Annotated in this window: 9 protein-coding genes and 3 pseudogenes; 4 read left to right on the top strand and 8 right to left on the bottom strand. The window is 59.8% G+C overall.

Annotated features, from left to right (window positions below):
• Positions 1-27 precede the first annotated feature (27 nt).
• The 6 genes from X757_RS164310 to X757_RS164335 all read right to left on the bottom strand — a co-directional run bounded on the left by X757_RS164310 (position 28) and on the right by X757_RS164335 (position 5,531).
• Positions 28-915: a type IV secretion system protein gene (locus tag X757_RS164310; protein WP_023673703.1), complete on the bottom strand. Its 888-nt coding sequence runs from the start codon at positions 913-915 to the stop codon at positions 28-30.
• Between the two features lie 58 nt (positions 916-973).
• On the bottom strand, positions 974-1,657 hold the full coding sequence (locus tag X757_RS164315; RefSeq protein ID WP_023673704.1) for a type VI secretion protein: 684 nt from the start codon (positions 1,655-1,657) through the stop codon (positions 974-976).
• Between the two features lie 13 nt (positions 1,658-1,670).
• Positions 1,671-4,040, bottom strand: a complete 2,370-nt coding sequence (locus tag X757_RS164320; protein WP_023685155.1) for a VirB4 family type IV secretion/conjugal transfer ATPase — start codon at positions 4,038-4,040, stop codon at positions 1,671-1,673.
• Positions 4,040-4,366 (bottom strand): type IV secretion system protein VirB3, encoded by a 327-nt coding sequence (locus tag X757_RS164325; RefSeq protein WP_023673706.1) that lies wholly within the window; start codon positions 4,364-4,366, stop codon positions 4,040-4,042. The genes X757_RS164320 and X757_RS164325 overlap by 1 nt, the downstream gene beginning before the upstream one ends.
• Positions 4,366-4,671, bottom strand: a complete 306-nt coding sequence (gene virB2, locus X757_RS164330; protein WP_023673707.1) for a pilin major subunit VirB2 — start codon at positions 4,669-4,671, stop codon at positions 4,366-4,368. Before virB2 ends, X757_RS164325 begins: the two co-directional genes overlap by 1 nt.
• 74 nt (positions 4,672-4,745) lie before the next feature.
• A complete protein-coding gene (locus tag X757_RS164335) occupies positions 4,746-5,531 on the bottom strand; it encodes a type IV secretion system lytic transglycosylase VirB1 (RefSeq protein ID WP_023724798.1) in 786 nt (261 codons plus the stop codon).
• A gap of 1,291 nt (positions 5,532-6,822) precedes the next feature.
• Between X757_RS164335 and X757_RS1000000166025 the strand changes: the two genes are divergently transcribed.
• Positions 6,823-7,167 carry a response regulator gene (locus X757_RS1000000166025; protein ID WP_373432817.1) on the top strand — a complete coding sequence of 115 codons (345 nt, stop codon included), beginning with the start codon at positions 6,823-6,825 and terminating at the stop codon, positions 7,165-7,167.
• Between the two features lie 69 nt (positions 7,168-7,236).
• Positions 7,237-7,831 (top strand): annotated as a pseudogene (locus tag X757_RS1000000168395) (winged helix-turn-helix domain-containing protein); the annotation flags it as partial.
• A gap of 432 nt (positions 7,832-8,263) precedes the next feature.
• On the opposite strand, the gene X757_RS1000000168775 reads toward X757_RS1000000168395, so the two are convergent.
• Positions 8,264-10,189, bottom strand: a complete 1,926-nt coding sequence (locus X757_RS1000000168775) for a Ulp1 family isopeptidase (protein WP_245275009.1) — start codon at positions 10,187-10,189, stop codon at positions 8,264-8,266.
• Between the two features lie 2,084 nt (positions 10,190-12,273).
• Positions 12,274-15,171, bottom strand: coding sequence for a Ulp1 family isopeptidase (locus X757_RS1000000169505; RefSeq protein WP_023724795.1), 2,898 nt, complete (start codon positions 15,169-15,171; stop codon positions 12,274-12,276).
• Between the two features lie 2,637 nt (positions 15,172-17,808).
• On the opposite strand from X757_RS1000000169505, the pseudogene X757_RS164360 reads away from it, so the two are divergent.
• Positions 17,809-18,186: pseudogene (locus tag X757_RS164360) on the top strand (type IV secretory system conjugative DNA transfer family protein); the annotation flags it as partial.
• Positions 18,187-18,597: 411 nt separating this feature from the next.
• Positions 18,598-18,872, top strand: a pseudogene (locus X757_RS1000000168765) (hypothetical protein); the annotation flags it as partial.

Here is an 18,872-nt window from a genome sequence, read left to right as displayed (position 1 = left end):
GTTTTTGGCACCGAGCTTGTCGATTGATTAAGCACCCGCCGTTTTGGCAAAGTGGCGATTGAGGCTGTTAAGAGGTCGGTTCGCACCTCCCCAAGAGCCGCCGGCGATGCTGCTGGCGATCGTCGGAAGCGCGACGATCAGAGCGTCACCAGCTAGGAAAAGCATGTCGAGCTCGTAAAGCCCGATGATCTTGGCTGCTGTCGTGCCCGAGAATTTGATCATCAAAAGCATGGCTGCCAGCGAGACTGCTTCGGCAGCGATTACTATCGTTGCAACGATGTTGAGGAGGAGAAGCAGCAGCCCGTACGAGAGCAGTTGGCCGATCCATCTGGTGGCTATGTCTCGAGTGTGATCAAAAAGGTAGCCTACAAGGACCAGGGGGCCGATCGTCAAGAGCACCTTCGTCAGAATTCCAACGGCATCGTAGATCTCGAACGCTGTCCACAGCGCGCCGTAGAAAATCCATTGCGCTCCCTCGAAAGCAAGTATGTCCTGGCCGTTCATAGGCCCAATTTCGGAAGCAATCAGCTGAAAGACATACTGGCTTGAAGCAAACATAAGATCGAGCTTCTGGGGGATTCCGATGAAGGGCAAGTCGCTGCCACTGATGTCGTGAGCCAACCTCGGAATCGTGTCGTCGAAGAGCGCTTCAATGTACTGCTGATAGTTGGCCTGCCCTAAGATAAGGGCGACGACAATCGACACCATGATTACGCGCGAGATACCCCCGCGCGCATCGACTTGACCACGCATGACCAGACAGCCTTGGATTATTATCCAGAGCGTGACACACGCAACCAGAGGCGCACTGACCGCCGCTTGGACGTTTTCAAGCACTTTGTGCAGCCCGGACGTGAAGGCCCCATGAAAGATCGTGTGTATAGTCGTGAATGGCGCGGGAATTTTAAAATTCATGGCGTGAGCCTGATGTGTCCCTGATCAGCGCAGCTGAGCCTGATGAACTCTGTGTGGTTTACGGGAGGATGCTAAACATATTAGCGGTGTCCTGATGTTCGCGACGCTGCGTGGCGGCCTCCTCCACGGCGTGAAGGCTCCCTTGTGCAGTGGCCATTGTCAGCAGACTCGTGGCCTGGACATTTTGGATCATCGCATCGTGAATCTGCTTGAGGACCAGACCGTTGGTCACGGTGGCCTGCATAATATTTCCCGAGCGGGAAAGCTGACCAAGCGTGCCGGCGTTATCCTTAAGGCGCTTGTCCATCATGCCCAAAGTGTCGGCTGCAATAGCTGCGGCATTGGCGGCCCCGGCGATTTGTCCCTGTAACAGTTTCGCTTCTGAATCGGTGCCGTTGACTATCCGATTTGGGTCCTTCGCAATGTTACGGGCCATAATCGAAGCTGGCGCCCGAGCATCAAACATCTGCTCCTCCAGCTTATTGCTCGACGGGTAGTGATTTCCTTGGTTAAGTGAGCTTAGCAGTCCCGTGACAGCGAATGACGACGTTAGAATTGTCACCATTTCAATCGTGGTAGCGAGCGTCTCGATTGACCTCTCAAGGATCGCCGCATTGGAAAGCGCTGTTAAGGTCGCTTGTGTTTCTGTTACAGGGTCGCTGACGATAAATTGCGAACGGGCCTGTCCGTGAAGCAGAAGGGAAGCAGCAAGGGTCGTTACTGCAAGTTTGGCAAATTTCATGAATATTCCTCCGTCAGTCTTGAACTTCGTGGTACCGGGCCATGAACTTGTCGAGCCACCCACTTGGGGCGTCTCCGTGCTGGTTACGAAGCTGGTCGGCAAAGCGCACTGTGTTGGCCCGCCCCGAGAGTACGGCTACGTACTCGCGCATCTGCCCAAGATCGAATTCGCAAACAATACTCCCGCTATCGCGCTTGAGCAAAAACTTGCGGCTGCCGATTGCCATTCCCTGGCGGATTGCCTCGAACTCCTGCGCAGTGCACTTCAAGCCATCGACATACGCAGAGCGGTCCGCCGTCGGTGATGGGTAGAAAATTTTCGTCATACATTGCGCAACGAGACTAGCTCCGAGAGGCGATTCCAGAACGTGTTCAGGCTGCTGCGTTGCGAGTATCAACATGCCGTTGTTTTTGCGGACCGTGAGCAAGAACTTGTCGATAACGGCCGAGAATTGGGGGTTGAGTAGATAGAATCGAAATTCGTCGCAGCTCATGACGAACCGACGACCATCGACGATAGCGCCCACTCGATGCAGAAGGTATGCGGCGGCCGGTGCACAGACCTCCTCATATTCCAGGAGCTGCGTCATGTCGAAGCCCGTAATGGAGGCATCCAGCCTTACTTCGTCCACGTCGCCGTCAAAGGCCCATCCAAGCGCCCCCCCTCTACACCACCGCTGCAGCCGTGCTCCTGCGCCCTCGGAGGGGCTGTGCAATAGGAACTCGCGCAGGCCCGCAAGTGAGCGCATAGGGGGTTCGAACGAAAGCTGACGAACAATGCCGCGTTCCAGCCGACGGCTTTCCTCCGGCGAGATCGGACCACGGCCGTCACTCTCGATCAGGGCCATCAACCACTCGCGCAGAAAGTCCCGGGAGGCGGAGGTGTTGTCCAGTCCACGCAGAGGGGCCAAGCCGCTCGGAGCGCCTCTGCGCAACGCAAGATATGTCCCTCCCGTGGCTCGCACCAGCAGTTCACCACCCCGATCCTTGTCGAAGAAGACGATCGCACCATTGCGATCGACCAAGCTTTGCTCAAGCATCGCGAGGACAAAGGTCATCAGCGTCGTCTTGCCTTTGCCAACGGGCCCGAATATTGCCGTCATGCCGACGTCATTCTCATGGGGGATGTAGTCGAAAGAAGTTCCACCGTTTGTGCGAAAGCGCGCAACAGCATTGCCCCAGTGGCCGGAACTGGAACCGCTTGGGAAGTTCTCAAATGAGACGAGCCCGGCAAAATTGTGTGAGGTGATCGCCCCCGGGCGCGTGCGCCACCTGTTGTTCCCCGGAAGTTGGGACCAATATGCGGCCTCCATGCCGATGCCCTCTTGGACGATAACGGCGCCCGCGTCGGCCAGCCGTGCGCGGGCACTTGCTGCGCGATCTGCAAGGCTATTGAGGCTGTCGGCATAGACGCACAGGCTCAGATGATGCGAACCCATCACGAATTCGTTGCTTGCCAGTGCGTCCTCTGCCTCGGCAAGTTCATTGATCTGGGTGAGAGCCTTGTCGCCGGCACTCGTCATCTGGCTGGACTTAAGGCTTAGTTTGGCATGAGCTTGTGGGCGAGTGAGGAAGGAAAAGCTCTGGCTCAGGACAAGCGGGAAGTTGGCGGACAGCAAGGAATTTAGCATGCCCGGCCGCGTCGTCGCCGGATATTCACGGAACGAAAACAATGATCCGACGGAGCTATCCCCGGGCCTTCGAATCTCAAGCGCCCGCTTCCCGCAGATGACCTGGTCAGTGTAGATGGAGGCGCCAAGTGAGCCGGTAACCATCGGAACCGGAAGAAACCGGCAAGTCATCATGAGCCGAAGCGCCTCGCCGATTTCCGTGAAGAGCACGTTGCCTTTCTCACGAATGCCCAACCGGCGCAGACCGTAACCGCCGAGTGCGCCAGCAGTGATGTGCCAGAGGTCTTCCAGGCTCCGCATTTGGGTGGCTAGATCGTGCTCATTCCGTCTGCGGGACTTGGCAATCCGCAAGCCGATCTTGCCGATTGCGGTGCGGGGGGACACGATCAAAGTGAGGAAGTGATCGTTGCGAAAGAGCTTTCCCGACAGCACACGACGCTCGTAGGCCTCGCTCAGACTGCCAGCGAATGCACTTTGAAACTGGCGCGGCGCCGGCGCCGGCACATCGTTGTGTCTCACAAGATGAGCGTATATCGAGACATTGTCATCGGCGATGTTGCGCAAGAGAGTGTTGAACGCGCGGCAGCGCGAGTTGCGCATCTCAGCGTCTTCCAAATCAAAGGGCACACCGTTCACATGTGCCATGGCCATGATCGATCCGTCTTCCAGAAGGACAACCTGATCGCTTACGTGACCAACATACGGAAGGTAGATCTCGCCAGACCTCTCGGTCCGGCCGCTGGCGCCGAACATTACACCATTCCTCTTCCGCGTTTCGGCACTCTGATCGGATTGGCGCTGACGCTTGCGCCTCCCCAGACCGGCCCGTCCACGCTTCTGCCGGCCGTCTGCAAATAGAGCAGCACGACGCTTGCCGCGTTATAGTCACGCTCAACAACCAGCCGTGCTCCGAACCAGAGTGGCACGAGAACGATTTCGTAGAGCGGGTTCTGAAGGATAATGATAACAAGCCCAGCCAACATCATGAGCAATCCGGCCAGCGTCAGCGGCACCCCCAGAAACAGTGCGGGGCGCGTCGCCGCCACATAGAGGGTGCTCACTTCCAACCGGTCGCTCATCAGCCGCCGCCTATGAGCGCCTTGCCCAGGAAGCTGGCCCCGAACATGATGACGATCCCTCCAACGACACCCGCAACCAGGCCAAGTGAAGCACGACCGAACATCCAAGAGATACCGATGGCTACGAGCCCGAGCACGGCCAGTGATTGTCCAAAGGGGCCAAGTATGAACGTGCAGATATTCTGGACCATCTTGGCAGGATCCGTCCCTCCGGTCACCTGAGCCGCGGCTGGCCCGCTGTAGAAGACCGTCCACGCCGCGCCTGCAGCAGCGGCCGGTACATATTCAGCCGCCATGCGCAGCATGGAAAAAGGCGAAGGAACACGCGTTTTAAGCGCACGAAGTATCTTGAGTGGCGTCATCATTGCATCTCCATGTTTCAATCGAATACGAGTTTGTTCGGGTTCGCGGGTTCCCGTGCTTTCGCAGCCTGGCTGCCTGTCGGACCGGAGGGATCGGCCCCGGAGCGGTCTGGCTGATACGAGCCCCAAATGTCCCAAGAATCTTGGTTGGGCTGCTTCTTTCTATTGGCCTGTTGGCTCTGCTGGAGCAGAGGCGGCACGGCTTTCCGACCGGGTGCCTCAAGGTGCGGCACATCTCGAGCAGTCGGCTCCAGCGTTCGCTCAAGGAGACTTGAGATGTCCTTTGCGGCCGACTCGACCTTGCGTACATAACCGTTGGCGAAGCCACGCGTGACGTCGCCCGTGTTATAGGCCGAGATGGCACGGCGAAGCGCCAGTTGCTGTGCCACAGCAGTGGTGCCGCCGGCATACCGGCTTTCAAGCAAGTGGGCGGCAGCCGAAAGCGAGGCGCAGGGCTCGAAAGCCCTTTCCGGCGTAAGATTGAGCATGGCAAAGTTCTTGCTGTTTATCTGCATCAATCCAACATCGACAGAATGTTGTGCTTCGAGGCGTTCCTTGATGCCCCGCGTGGCTTCCAGGTGGTCTATCCAGCGAAGCTGCTCACCTGTGGTGTTGTCATGAGCCACCAGCGTGTCAAAGCCACTTTCAATCTTGGCAATCGCGGCGAGGGTGGACGGCGCAACCCAGGGAGCGCATTTGCGCGACAGGCTGCGGAACTCACGCGGGGAAAGTGGCGCGGGCTCGGCTGGGAGTGACATGGATGTCAACAGGACGACGGCCAGCGGCCAAGCTGCAATAAACATTCCCTATCACCTACCTTTCCAAGCCGCCGGACGGGTTCTGGCCCTGTCCGGCACGCGCTTATCGGGGAGGTTTGTTACTGTGTGATGTTCAAGTTCAGCTTTTCGGTTTCAATTGAAGCAAAGACCGTGTTCGTATCAGCGTGGGTGAGCATCTTGCGCATGCGTGGGTGGCGCGGGCCCGATCAGCCAGCGACATCCGGAGCATCTTGGTACAATGACTCCTGTACAGGATTGCTCGTCCCGGCCGTCCGTTGCTCCTGGAGTGTGGGCCGCGACTTTGGCGTCATGGACGGTACTTCTGTCAGCGCCAAGCCAAGGACAAAATGGGGAGCTTGGCGGGCTTGTTCAGGCTCGGGATCACCGTGGGGAATCGACTAAGGCGATAAAGCGGCCCAACTTTGCCGGTATGCTGCCGGTCCTTAAAGAGCAGCCATGCGCGGCCCTGCATACTCAGATCATTGCTTGAGACGCGAGCTCGTCCGCGAAGCTGGCTCGAAGGCGCAAATCCGCGGCGGCGAGGGTCAACTGGGAAGACGTGGCGGCGCAGCCCATCCTGGTGCGAGCCTCGTTCAGCTGTTCGGCCGCCGCCGCCAAAGGGTGGATCATGCACAGTCCCATCGGCAGATAACCGCACGTCATTGACGCAGTCCGACGGCGCAATGGACAAGCATAGTGACACGCTCACGATGGAGGAGTTGCAGTAACTGAGAAATGTTAGCCCGGACGTTCACCGCAACCGGCGACCTGCCGGTCGCCGAACAGCATTTGAGGCCGCCGGCCACCTTGGACGAAGCCGGCTTGGCAGGAGACACACTATTTTGCACAAGGCCGCTGCAGCGAATCACGGTCTTCTTCCGCCGACCGCCTCTCCGATCAAGCCAAACGCCGCGCTGCTCAACCATGTCCGAGCTGGATCCACGAGCCGGAGGATATCGAGATGATCCAGGTCCGCAAACTCCAGGATGACCAGGATGCAAGGGCATAGCAGGAAACTTGGCATCCATGAGGTCGAACTTGAGTGATATTGGCAGGCCTGCACCAACGGGGGAGCTCGAAGCGAAAAAGCGAAGGACCACACGGCAGGGTCATGTCGGCGCTGGGACCTGTCTGGTGGCCACGGGCTGCCTTGGTGCGGTCAATTCGCTGGGGATGAAAAGAACAGGACGAGCACGGCCTCACATTGGCCGCACGCAACGGCGAGTGGTATCAAGGAGCAGCTGTTCTGGGTCGGTGCCCCAGGGTTGCTCGGCAACAGGTTTAGACAAGGGGATTCAAGATTGAAGGTGTGCCGTTGAAACATGTTCTTGTCATTGACGATGATGCCGCAATGCGGCGCCTCATCGCCGAGTATCTCACGATGCATGCCCTGAAGGTAACCGCAGTCCACGATAGCAAGCAGTTTGACTATGTTCTTTCACGTGAGCCAGTCGATCTCGTGGTTGTTGACCTTAACCTAGGCCGGGAGGATGGACTTGCGATCGTCCGCAATCTGGCGACAAAATCGGATGTTCCTATCATAGTGATCAGCGGCGACCGGCTTGATGAGGCGGAAAAAGTGGTTGCACTGGAGCTCGGCGCAACCGATTCATTCCCAAGCCTTTCGGGATGCGCGAATTCTTGGCCCGCATTCGAGTAGCGCTACGCCAGCGCATTTCTAGTCCGCGAACCAGAGAGCAGCGCTCATTTCGCTTTGNCGACAAAAGCGGATGTTCCTATCATAGTGATCAGCGGCGACCGGCTTGATGAGGCGGAAAAAGTGGTTGCACTGGAGCTCGGCGCAACCGATTTCATTCCCAAGCCTTTCGGGATGCGCGAATTCCTGGCCCGCATTCGAGTAGCGCTACGCCAGCGCATTTCTAGTCCGCGAACCAGAGAGCAGCGCTCATTTCGCTTTGGGGCCTNTGGCCCGCATTCGAGTAGCGCTACGCCAGCGCATTTCTAGTCCGCGAACCAGAGAGCAGCGCTCATTTCGCTTTGGGGCCTGGAAGCTCAGCGTGAAGCAGCGGCGACTGATCTGTGCGGAGCGTGGCGAGGTCAAGCTTACCGCATGTGAGTTCAATCTCTTGATCGCATTTCTGGAGAACCCCCGCAACGTGCTATCCAGAGAACGGCTTTTGCTCGCGAGCCGTGTGCGTGGAGAAGAGGTGTACGATCGAAGTATCGATGTCCTAATCATGCGCTTGCGCCGAAAGCTGGAGGCTGATGCGGCCAACCCTCGCCTGGTCAAAACATCCCGTGGCGCAGGGTACTTCTTCAACGCTGACGTAGATGTTAGCTACGGAGGCACGTTGGCCGCGTGACAGTGAGCTATGCTGGAGATTGGGGTGACGAGGCTGATCAAGCCTTCCAACAGTACCAGCCTGATCAATTACAGCGAGAGCTACCGGTCCGGAGATCGCATCAGCGCCTCTGTCGTCAAGAGAGCTGTTCTGCTTGACCCCAGCCATGGAGCTCAACGCCCCGCGTCGGAGCGCTCCCTGCTTCGGAAGGAAGCCATTAGGTCCGCTCGGGCTTGATCGGAGGCTTGGCTGATGGACGTCGTGGTTGCTTCGCTCAGTTGCCGCCCCATGGCGCGGCTTTGCGGATTATCAGTCCTCTGCCTCTTCGCCGGTCTCAACAGCGCTGTGTAATGTTCATTGTTTATGATGACGCCCCCGCTGTTCACGAGGTTGCTCCTGTCAAGTGTACTCGTCAGTCCGTCCTGGGCCTCACGCTTCTTGCCCAAGTGCCGTTCAAACGGCGCTGGCGCGACTTGTTGAGCTCGAGAGATGGGTCCCTGCTCTCCTGCGTGGCCATGAGCTTGTGCCGCGGTCTGCGCAGCGGCGTCCCCAATGGCACGAGCCTCCATGCCGACTGCGTCTTCCGGACGAGCAGCAAGGGCAATTTCGCGCCCGAGTGCGAANCCCAATGGCACGAGCCTCCATGCCGACTGCGTCTTCCGGACGAGCAGCAAGGGCAATTTCGCGCCCGAGTGCGAACTTCCGGACATGAGTTAGTGCACTGATGTCAGCGGTTTTCATATAGCGCTTGGCATCTTCATCCAGCGACCGCTCGTGAAGCCGATCCGCAATCCCCGGCTTTTTGTTTTCAACCAGGCATTGACTGAAACGTCTAAGAGCAGACCCATAGACCTCAACGGTACGGGGTTTCGGCCCGGTCGGCGCTGCCTCGTACGCTTTGATGAGAGCCGCTGTGTACTCTCTGATGAGCACGGCGTCGGCAGGGTGGGGATTCAGGGCAGGGCGGCCCACCACTGGCGCTCCGCCCGCCCACGTCTTGAGACGACCCAGTGACCCAGCCACGGCCGAGGGGCCGCCACCCCAGATCTCGTACTCCTTGCGATCCCGATCCAGCGACGAATCGTGAAGCCGATCTGCAATCCCCGGCTTGTTATTTTCAACGAGCCAATGACCAAAGCCGAAAAGAATATCTACATGGCGCTTGACCGTGATCTCCCCGACCTTACCGGCATAGAGTGCTGACCTCAGCCCTTCGACAAGGGTCGCATCGTTGGAATAAAGAGGACCCTTGTCGGGACCGGAGACCACTTTTGGGCGATCTGGCTGCACCGCCGCCGGCACAGAACGAGCATGGTCACGCAACTCGGACGGTGCGGGGGGATTCAGATCANCCGAGGCACCCAGCATCGACCCACTGCCTCCGGCGTACGGCGCCGCGGCGTGTTCTTGTCCGCTCCCTTGCATCATGGGCTGCGCCTCCCATGGCAATGCACCCACTTGATGGGTGGGGGCCTGCATCAGCACGCGAGCGCCTGAATTGCCGATCTCGCTCAGCTGCGGCTCAGTGGCAACGTCCTGCAGACGACTGTTCGGGGTCCTTTGCCTCTTCGCTGGTCTCAACTCCGCTGTATCATGCTCACGGTTGATGAGGACCTCCTCGCTTGGTAGCTGGTTGCTCCTGTCCTGTGCAGCGATCCGCTCGTCCGGCGCGCGCTGGTCGCCGTCGCGCCAGCTCAGGGGACGAAAGGACCCTGCGGGATCCGAGGCTTGGTGATGGGGCCCAGTTGGCACGAAAGACGATGCCAGAACAGCGTCGTCTTCATTAGCTTTCCCAGGGGGGAGATACTCTGGCCAACTGTATTCCTCCTGCGGCCCGCTGCGCTGCGCAGCGGCGTCCCCCTTGCTCTCAAGACTTTGAAATTTAAATGGGTCCCCGGGAGCAACGTCTGGCGCTGACTGGCCGAGCCGCTTGATCTGCTGGTGAAACGTCCCAACGGGGCTTTCCTTAACCGCGTCTCGGGCCTGTCGGTCCATGAGTTCAAAGTTCGTAAGATTATTTGCCGTTCCGAATGTATTGTCACCCCTGAGGCGGGTTTGTAGTGCCTGCCGATTGACGACGAGGTTGTTGAGGTTCAGGTTATCTGGCTGCGATTGCAATCGCCCAACCAGCGCCCGCGTGCCGTCCACCACGTAGACTCCGCAATCCACCACGTTGCTCTGCTGGGCGATGCGGGATACGCCCACGCGGGTCTCCAGGCTGGCGCCCAGATTTTCTGCGAGCTCTTTTGCAAGCGTGTCATTGCATCCGTTGTAGGAGTCATAATGATAGGCAACCGGCCGTTCCCGGTCGCTGCGATCAACGAACAGCAGCGACCAATGGGTGCCGCGCTCCGCAAGAGTCTTACCGCCATCGCTCACTGGCACGAACAGGAAGTCGGCTGTGTCGTTACCGTTCNGTGCCGCGCTCCGCAAGAGTCTTACCGCCATCGCTCACTGGCACGAACAGGAAGTCGGCTGTGTCGTTACCGTTCTGATGGACGATGCGCTGGAATGCGCTTAGCATGACGCTCTCGGAGCCCAAGCGCAGATGATAATTGGCTACGAGGGGATCCACGAACCGCGTCCGGGCGGCGAGATCTGGATTGTTCCCCTGCAACTCCTGCTCCAGGAGTTGGTAATCCCTCTGGATATGTTCGTCGCCTAGCCATTCCAATGCGCCGAGCACCCGCCCGTCTTTAGCTTTCCCAGGGGGCCTCTCTGGCCGACCCAATGCCTCCTGCGTCCCGCTGCGCTGCGCAGCGGCGTCCCCAATGGCACGAGCCTCCATGCCGACTGCGTCTTCCGGACGAGCAGGAAGGGCAATTTCGCGCCCGGGTGCGAACTTCCGGAGATGAGCTAGTGCACTGATCCTCCGGTTACCACCGGAGTTCACATAGCGCTTGGCATCTTCATCCAGCGACCCCTCGTGAAGCCGATCCGCAATCCCCGGCTTTTTGTTTTCATGCAGGTATTCACTGAAACGTATAAGAGTAGATCCATAGACCTGAATGGTACCGCGATTCGGCCCGGTCGCAGGCGCTTCTTTGTACTCTTTGATGAGAGCCGCTGTGTAATCTCTGATGAGCGCGGCGTCGGCAGGGTAGGGATTCCGGACAGGGCGGTCGACCACTGGCGCTCCGCCCGCCAACGTCTTGAGACGACCCAGTGCTCTAGCCACGATCGAGGGGCCACCCCTGCTCTCGTACTCCGAGGGGCCACCCCTGCTCTCGTACTCCTTGCGATCCTGATCCAGCGACGATTCGTCAAGCCGAGCAGCAAATCCCGGCCTGTTATTGTCAAAGAGCCAACGACCAAAGCCGAGAAGAGAATTTACATGGCGCTTGACCGTGCTCTCCTTGACCTTACCCGCGTAAGCTGACCTCAGCCCTTCGACAACGGTCGCATCGTTGGAATAGAGGGGACCCTTGTCGCGACCGGAGACCCCTATTGGAGGATCTGGCTGCACCGCCGCCGGCACAGAACGAGCATGGTCACGCAACTCGGACGGTGCGGGGGGATTCAGATCAACCACTGACGAATCCGGCGCATGATGATGGCGCGCCGTTGAGTGACCCGGCTGCAGCACCGAGGCACCCAGCATCGACCCACTGCCTCCGGCGTANGGCTTGGTGATGGGGCCCAGTTGGCACGAAAGACGATGCCAGAACAGCGTCGTCTTCATTAGCTTTCCCAGGGAGCTCGCGCCCGAGTTCGGACTTCCGGAGATGAGCTAGTGCACTGATCCCACCGGAGTTGTTATAGCGCTTGGCATCTTCATCCAGCGACCCCTCGTGAAGCCGAGCCGCAATCCCCGGCTTTTTGTTTTCAACCAGGTATTCACTGAAACGTCTAGGAGCAGATCCATAGGTCTGAATGGTAGCGGGATTCGGCCCGGTCGGCGCTGCCTTGTACTCTTTGATGGGAGCCGCTGTGTAATCTCTGATGAGCGCGGCGTCGGCAGGGTCGGGATTATTCAGGACAGCGGCGCGGTCCAGCACTGGCGCTCCGCCCGCCCACGTCTTGAGATGACCCACTGCTCTAGCCACGTCCGAGGAGCCACTCTTGCTCTCGTACTCCTTGAGATCCGGATCCAGCGACTCCTCGTGAAGCCGAGCAGCAAATCCCGGCCTGTTATTATCAAAGAGCCAACGACCAAAGCCGAGAAGAGAATTTACATGGCGCTTGACCGTGCTCTCCAATGCTGACCTCAGCCCTTCGACAATGGTCGCATCGTTGGAATAGAGAGGACCCTTGTCGCGACCGGAGACCCCTATTGGAGGATCTGGCTGCACCGCCGGCGGCACAGAACGAGCATGGTCACGCAACTCGGACGGTGCGGGGGGATTCAGATCAACCACTGACGAATCCGGCGCATNTCTCCCCAGCCCTGGCGAACGCTGGCCCGGCAGGCGCCGCCGGCACAGAACGAGCATGGTCACGCAACTCGGACGGTGCGGGGGGATTCAGATCAACCACTGACGAATCCGGCGCATCATGATGGCGCGCCGTTGAGTGACCCGGCTGCAGCACCGAGGCACCCAGCATCGACCCACTGCCTCCGGCGTAGGGCGCCGCGGCGNGCGCGCCGTTGAGTGACCCGGCTGCAGCACCGAGGCACCCAGCATCGACCCACTGCCTCCGGCGTAGGGCGCCGCGGCATGTTCTTGTCCGCTCACTTGCATGAGTTGCGCCTCCCATGGCGATGGTAGAAGGTCCGCGTGCGGAATCGAGTCGAAATATCCCGACAAATCAGCGTCGACCATCTGCTTTTGCGACCGAGCCAGCGTTTCGGCCACCGCGGCCTCGCCAACCGCGGAGGGCGTCTCCTCAGCCCTGGCGAACGCTGGCCCGGCAGGCGCCGCCGGCACAGAACGAGCANCCGGCTGCAGCACCGAGGCACCCAGCATCGACCCACTGCCTCCGGCGTAGGGCGCCGCGGCGTGTTCTTGTCCGCTCCCTTGCACCATGAGTTGCGCCTCCCATGGCGATGTATCCACTTGAGGGCCGGGATCATGCACTGGTTCGTCCATTTGCTTTTGCAACCGAGCCCACCTTTCGGCCACCGCGGCCTCGCCAACCGCGGAGGGCGTCTCCTCAGCCCTGGCGAACGCTGGCCCGGCAGGCGCCGCCGGCACAGAACGAGCANTTTCGGCCACCGCGGCCTCGCCAACCGCGGAGGGCGTCTCCTCAGCCCTGGCGAACGCTGGCCCGGCAGGCGCCGCCGGCACAGAACGAGCATGGTCACGCAACTCGAACGGTGCGAGGGGATTCAGATCAACCACTGACGAATTCGGCGCATGATGATGGCGCGCCGTTGAGTGATCCGGCTGCAGCACCGAGGCACCCAGCATCGACCCACTGCCTCCGGCGTAGGGCGCCGCGGCGTGTTCTTGTCCGCTCCCTTGCGTCATGAGTTGCGCCTCCCATGGCGATCGTAGAAGGTCCGCGTGCGGAATCGAGTCGAAATATCCCGACAAATCAGCGTCGACCTTCTGCTTTTGCAACCGAGCCCACCTTTCGGCCACCGCGGCCTCGCCAACCGCGGAGGGCGTCTCCCCAGCCCTGGCGAACGCTGGCCCGGCAGGCGCCGCCGGCACAGAACGAGCAGGGTCACGCAACTCGGACGGTGAGGGGGGATTCAGATCAACCACTGACGAATCCGGCGCATGATGATGGCGCGCCGTTGAGTGATCCGGCTGCAGCACCGAGGCACCCAGCATCGACCCACTGCCTCCGGTATGCGGTGCCAGGTGCTCGTCCCCCAGCATCATGGGCTGCGCCTCCCATGGCAATGCACCCACTTGATGGGTGGGGGCCTGCATCAGCACGCGAGCGCCTGAATTGCCGATCTCGCTCAGCTGCTTAGCTTTCCCAGGGAGCTTCTCTGGCCGACCCAATGCCTTCTGCGGCCCGCTGTGCTGCGCAGCGGCGTCCCCAATGGCACGAGCCTCCATGCCGACTGCGTCTTCCGGACGAGCAGCAAGGGCAATTTCGCGCCCGAGTGCGGCGTACGGCGGGAACTTCCGGAGATGAGCTAGTGCACTGATCCACCGGTTACCACTGGAGTCCAAATAACGCCTGGCATCTTCATCCAGCGACCCCTCGTAAAGCCGAGCCGCAATCCCCGGCCTGTTGTTTTCATGCAGGTATTGACTGAAACGTCTAAGAGTAGCCGCATAGTCCTGAGTGGTTTTGGGATTCGGCCCGGTCGCAGGCTCTGCCTCGTACTTTTTGATGAGAGCCGCTTTGTAATCTCTGATGAGCTCGGCGTCGACAGGGTCGGGATTCAGGGCAGCGCGGCCCACCATTGGCGCTCCGCCCGCCGACTCTTTGAGACGACCCAGTGCTCTAGCCACGTTCGAGGAGCCACTCTCGCGCTGGTACTCCTTGAGATCCTGATCCAGCAACGGATCGTCAAGCCGAGCAGCAAATCCCGGCTTGTTATTATCAAAGAGCCAACGACCAAAGCCGAGAAGAGAATTTACATGGTCCGTGACCGTGCGCTCCCCGACCTTACCGGCATAGAGTGCTGACCGCAGCCCTTCGACAACGGTCGCATCGTTGGAATAAAGAGGACGCTTGTCGCGACCGGAGACCACTACTGGAGGATCTGGCTGCACCGCCGCCGGCATAGAACGAGCATGGTCACGCAACTCGAACGGTGCGGGGGGATTCAGATCAACCACTGACGAATCCGGCGCATGATGATGGCGTGTTTCCCCGGGAACAACGTCCCGTACGAACACCGAGTCTGGGTTGCCTTGGTCCGGCGCGACTGGAGCCAGGGCTCTGTCGTGCAACGCTCGCGCTGACTGGCCGAGCCGCTTGATCCGCTGGTGAAACGTCCCAACGGGGCTTTCCTTAACCGCGTCTCGCGCCTGTCGGTCCATGAGTTCAAAGTTCGTGAGATAATTTGCCGTTCCAGATGTATCGTCACCCATGAGTCGGGTTTGTAGTGCCTGCCGATTGACGACGAGGTTGTTGAGGTTCAGGTCTGGCAGGTCTGGCAGGTCTGGCTGCCATCTTTGCAATCGCCCAACCAGCGCCCGCGTGCCGTCCACCACGTAGACTCCGCAATCCCACTCGTTGCTCTGCTGGGCGATGCGGGGTAAGTCCACGCGGGTCTCCAGGCTGGCGCCCAGCCTTTCTGCGAGGTGTTTTGCAAGCTTGTCATGCCATCCGCTGACGGAGTCATAATGATAGGCAACCGGCCGTTCCCGGTCGCTGCGATCAACGAACAGCAGCGACCAATGTTTGCCGCGCTCCGCAAGAGTCTTACCGCCATCGCTCACTGGCACGAACAGGAAGTCGGCTGTGTCGTTACCGTTCTGATTATNGCTCCGCAAGAGTCTTACCGCCATCGCTCACTGGCACGAACAGGAAGTCGGCTGTGTCGTTACCGTTCTGATTATGGACGATGCGCTGGAATGCGCTTAGCTTGTCGCTCTCGGAGCCCAAGCGCAGATGATAATTGGCTACGAGGGGATCCACGAACCGCGTCCGGGCGGCGAGTTCTGGATTGTTCCCCTGCAACTCCTGCTCCAGGAGCTGGTAATCCCTGTGGATATGTTCGTCGCCTAGCAATTGCAATGCGCCGAGCACCCGCCCGCTGGGGTCGCCGAAAACACCAAAAAACCCTTCGACCGCGGGGGACATCCCCTCAGGAAAGAGCTCTGGCGAGGCGGAATTCCCCGCCCGCAAGCTGGGCGGAGCGAATTCCGGTGGCCTCAGTGGCACCTCCTCGCTTGGTACCAGGTTGCTCCTGTCCTGTGCAGCGATCCGCTCGTCCGGCGCGCGCTGGTCGCCGTCGCGCCAGATCAGGGGACGAAAGGACTCTGCGGGATCCGAGGCTTGGTGATGGTGCCCAGTTGGTACGAAAGACGATGGCAGAACAGCGGCGTCTTCATTAGCTTCCCCAGGGAGCTTCTCTGGCCGACCCAATGCCTTCTGCGGCCCGCTGTGCTGCGCAGCGGCGTCCCCAATGGCACGAGCCTCCATGCCNCCCAGGGAGCTTCTCTGGCCGACCCAATGCCTTCTGCGGCCCGCTGTGCTGCGCAGCGGCGTCCCCAATGGCACGAGCCTCCATGCCGACTGCGTCTTCCGGACGAGCAGCAAGGGCAATTTCGCGCCCGAGTGCGGCGGACGGCAGGAACTTCCGGAGTTGAGCTAGTGCAATGATCCTCCGGTCACCACTGGAGTCCTTATAGCGCTTGGCATCTTCATCCAGCGACTCCTCGTGAAGCCGAGCCGCAATCCCCGGCTTGTTGTTTTCAACCAGGTATTCACTGAAACGTCTAAGAGTAGCTCCATAGTCGTGAATGGTTTGGCGATTCGGCCCGGTCGCAGGCGCTCCCTTGTACTCTTTGATGAGAGCCGCTTTGTACTCTTTGATGAGCACGGCGTCGGCAGGGTCGGGATTCAGGACAGCGCGGCCCACCATTGGCACTCCGCCCGCCGACTCTCTGAGACGACGCAGTGCCACAGCCACAGTCGAGGAGCCACCACTGCTCTCGTACTCCTTGAGATCTTCATCCAGCGACTCCTCGTGAAGCCGAGCAGCAAATCCCGGCTTGTTATTTTTAAAGAGCCAACGACCAAAGCCGTAAAGAGAATTTACATGGCGCTTGACCGTTTCCTCCTTGGCCTTACCCGCGTAGAGTGACCTCAGCCGTTCGACAACGGTCGCATCGTTGGAATAAAGAGGACGCTTGCAGCCGCGACCGTCGGAGACCACTACTGGAGGATCTGGCTGCACCGCCGCCGGCACGGGGGAACGAGCATGGTCACGCAACTCGAACGGTGCGGAAGGATTCAGATCACCCACTGACGAATCCGGCGCATGATGATGGCGCGCCGTTGAGTGACCCGGCTGCAGCACCGAGGCACCTAGCATCGACCCACTGCCTCCGGCGTACGGCGCCGCGGCGTGTTCTTGTCCGCTCCCTTGCATCATGGGCTGCGCTTCCCATGGCAATGCACCCACTTGATGGGNAGCATCGACCCACTGCCTCCGGCGTACGGCGCCGCGGCGTGTTCTTGTCCGCTCCCTTGCATCATGGGCTGCGCTTCCCATGGGGCCGCGCCTTCGATGAGGCTCAGGTCTCCCTGAGACGGATGAGGATGGAACGGGTCTGGCAGAGCCGGAACGCCGGGGGCGGGAATTTGGGCAGCGGCTTGGCGCGCCTCGCCCGAGCGCTGCTCAAAGCCCTCTTGCCCGGCCTGTGCCGCTTGCTCTTGAGATGCCGGGGGCTGCACCTGCCGCCAACCTGTTACATTGGATAGGTCAAATTTGTGCCGGTTCACGCTAGCCTCACGTCCACAGATCAGCTGAGCAACCTACTCGGGCATACTTACGAGAAGCTGACGAGGTCCGCGGTCCCGGAGCGGGTAGGCCTAATTTTCTGCGCGCCGATTGCGCTGGCGCGACGTAGCCCGGCCTTTTGCCAGCTCGGCAGCTACGGCTCGCAAAGAGCGTCGTAAGGCTTGCGGAGCCGCCCCTCAGCTCCCGTCGAGGAGCAATCCACAATTCACATATTTGGAGATGGCTCGCTGGTTTACCGGTCTGCGAGCCCTGCAAGCCCATGCTTCAGATGCCGCCCGTGCAGAGGTATTTCATTTCGAGGTAGTCCTCGAGGCAATGGCGGGAACCCTGCGTCAGCGGGAGCGTCAGCTACATAGTCGATAACACGCGCTTTTTACCTCGGTCTCGGCTCGCAACGATGGATTGCTAACGGCGAACTCATGCTGGTCGGCAAGGCGATACTGGCTGGAGCATCAACTCGGCCGACGAGAGTGGCCACACCATCCTAGACAGGATCGGCCGATATGCCCGGCATCGCCGCTCTGCAAAAAGCACAGCGGGCATCCAGACGTTGCCGGGTTGACTATGGGTGTCCGAACCGCGAAAAGAGGCCGCTCTTTATGAGTGGCGTGCGCTGGCAGTCTAACCCCAAGCCCCCCGCCCGGGCTGCCGGCGCGCTTCTAGGAACATCGAGGTAGATGACGAGACTCCGAACTACATTTCCAAAGCTATCGGTGGATTCACGTTTCAAGCCCAATCGATTTCCTACAGCCAGGCGCGAACGTTCGATTGGAACATTCAGAATTCACATCAAGGTGCACCGCTATTGCGTCCCGAACAGGTTCGGCTGCTTGATGACGACTACGAGATTGTTCTCATCAAAGGTCTGCCACCATTAAAATTGAGGAAGGTGCGATATTTTTCGGATCGCATTCTGAAACGCATCTTTGAAAGCCAGACAGGCGCCCTCCCGGAGCCGGCGCCCTTGACGGGAGCAGAGGAGGCGCTCTCCGCAGAATCTCAACTCGATGACCCGCTGTGTGAATTGGCGCAGGACTTTGACGATACAGTTTGATGTGAGGCTAGTATGAACCCGCGAAATAGTAATCCATCCCGTGTAACAGCTTTGTCGCAGGTGCAGGACGCCGGCTTGGAAGACGGGCAAGCGNCCGGCGAGTGGGCTTTGAGCAGCACGTGTCCGAGGCGCTCCGGCCGCTGTTCGATGGTCGAGCTGACGAGCCGCCAACCAATCCAGAGGAGCTTCTGCGACTGGAACAGGGGTTTCGCGAGGTGCTTCAGCGAGGGCAGGATCATCAAGCCGCCTCGTCTTTTTTCAGCAACCCAGGGATGCCCGATGGACGGGATGACCTCAACAGAAGCGTGTCGGAGGCTTTCGCAAGCTCTGGGACGCCGGAGTTCGGGCCGCCGCCCCCAGTCTTGGCTGCCAGCCGACAGCAGATCCGCCCTTCGCCGGATGAGCTTGACCATGCAACCACCTGCCACCCGAGTGAGTAGTCCCAACAATGAACATTCCACAGCGCTGTTGTGGCCAGCGCAGACGCAGAGGGCCCTGAATGCGCCGCAAGCCGTCGCCATTCAGCAGCAGCTGAGCGAAATCGGCAATTCAGGCGGCCGCGTGCATATGCAGAGAGGGGCTGATGCGATCTCCGGACCGGTAGCTCTCGCCGTAATTGATCAGGCTGGTACTGTTGGAAGGCTTGATCAGCCTCGTCACCCCAATCTCCAGCATAGCTCACTGTC

The organism is Mesorhizobium sp. LSHC412B00, assembly GCF_000503035.1.
In the GTDB taxonomy this organism is placed as follows: domain Bacteria; phylum Pseudomonadota; class Alphaproteobacteria; order Rhizobiales; family Rhizobiaceae; genus Mesorhizobium.
The sequence above is the reverse complement of the archived record's forward strand: the minus strand, read 5'-3'. Positions and strand labels throughout refer to the sequence as shown.

Bases quoted from the DNA above. Each gene is read 5' to 3' on its own strand.
- X757_RS164325 (WP_023673706.1), bottom strand. From the start codon at position 4,366: ATGAGCGACCGGTTGGAAGTGAGCACCCTCTATGTGGCGGCGACGCGC.
- X757_RS164320 (WP_023685155.1), bottom strand. From the start codon at position 4,040: ATGTTCGGCGCCAGCGGCCGGACCGAGAGGTCTGGCGAGATCTACCTT.
- X757_RS164315 (WP_023673704.1), bottom strand. From the start codon at position 1,657: ATGAAATTTGCCAAACTTGCAGTAACGACCCTTGCTGCTTCCCTTCTG.
- X757_RS164310 (WP_023673703.1), bottom strand. From the start codon at position 915: ATGAATTTTAAAATTCCCGCGCCATTCACGACTATACACACGATCTTT.
- X757_RS164335 (WP_023724798.1), bottom strand. From the start codon at position 5,531: ATGTTTATTGCAGCTTGGCCGCTGGCCGTCGTCCTGTTGACATCCATG.
- virB2 (WP_023673707.1), bottom strand. From the start codon at position 4,671: ATGCTGCGCATGGCGGCTGAATATGTACCGGCCGCTGCTGCAGGCGCG.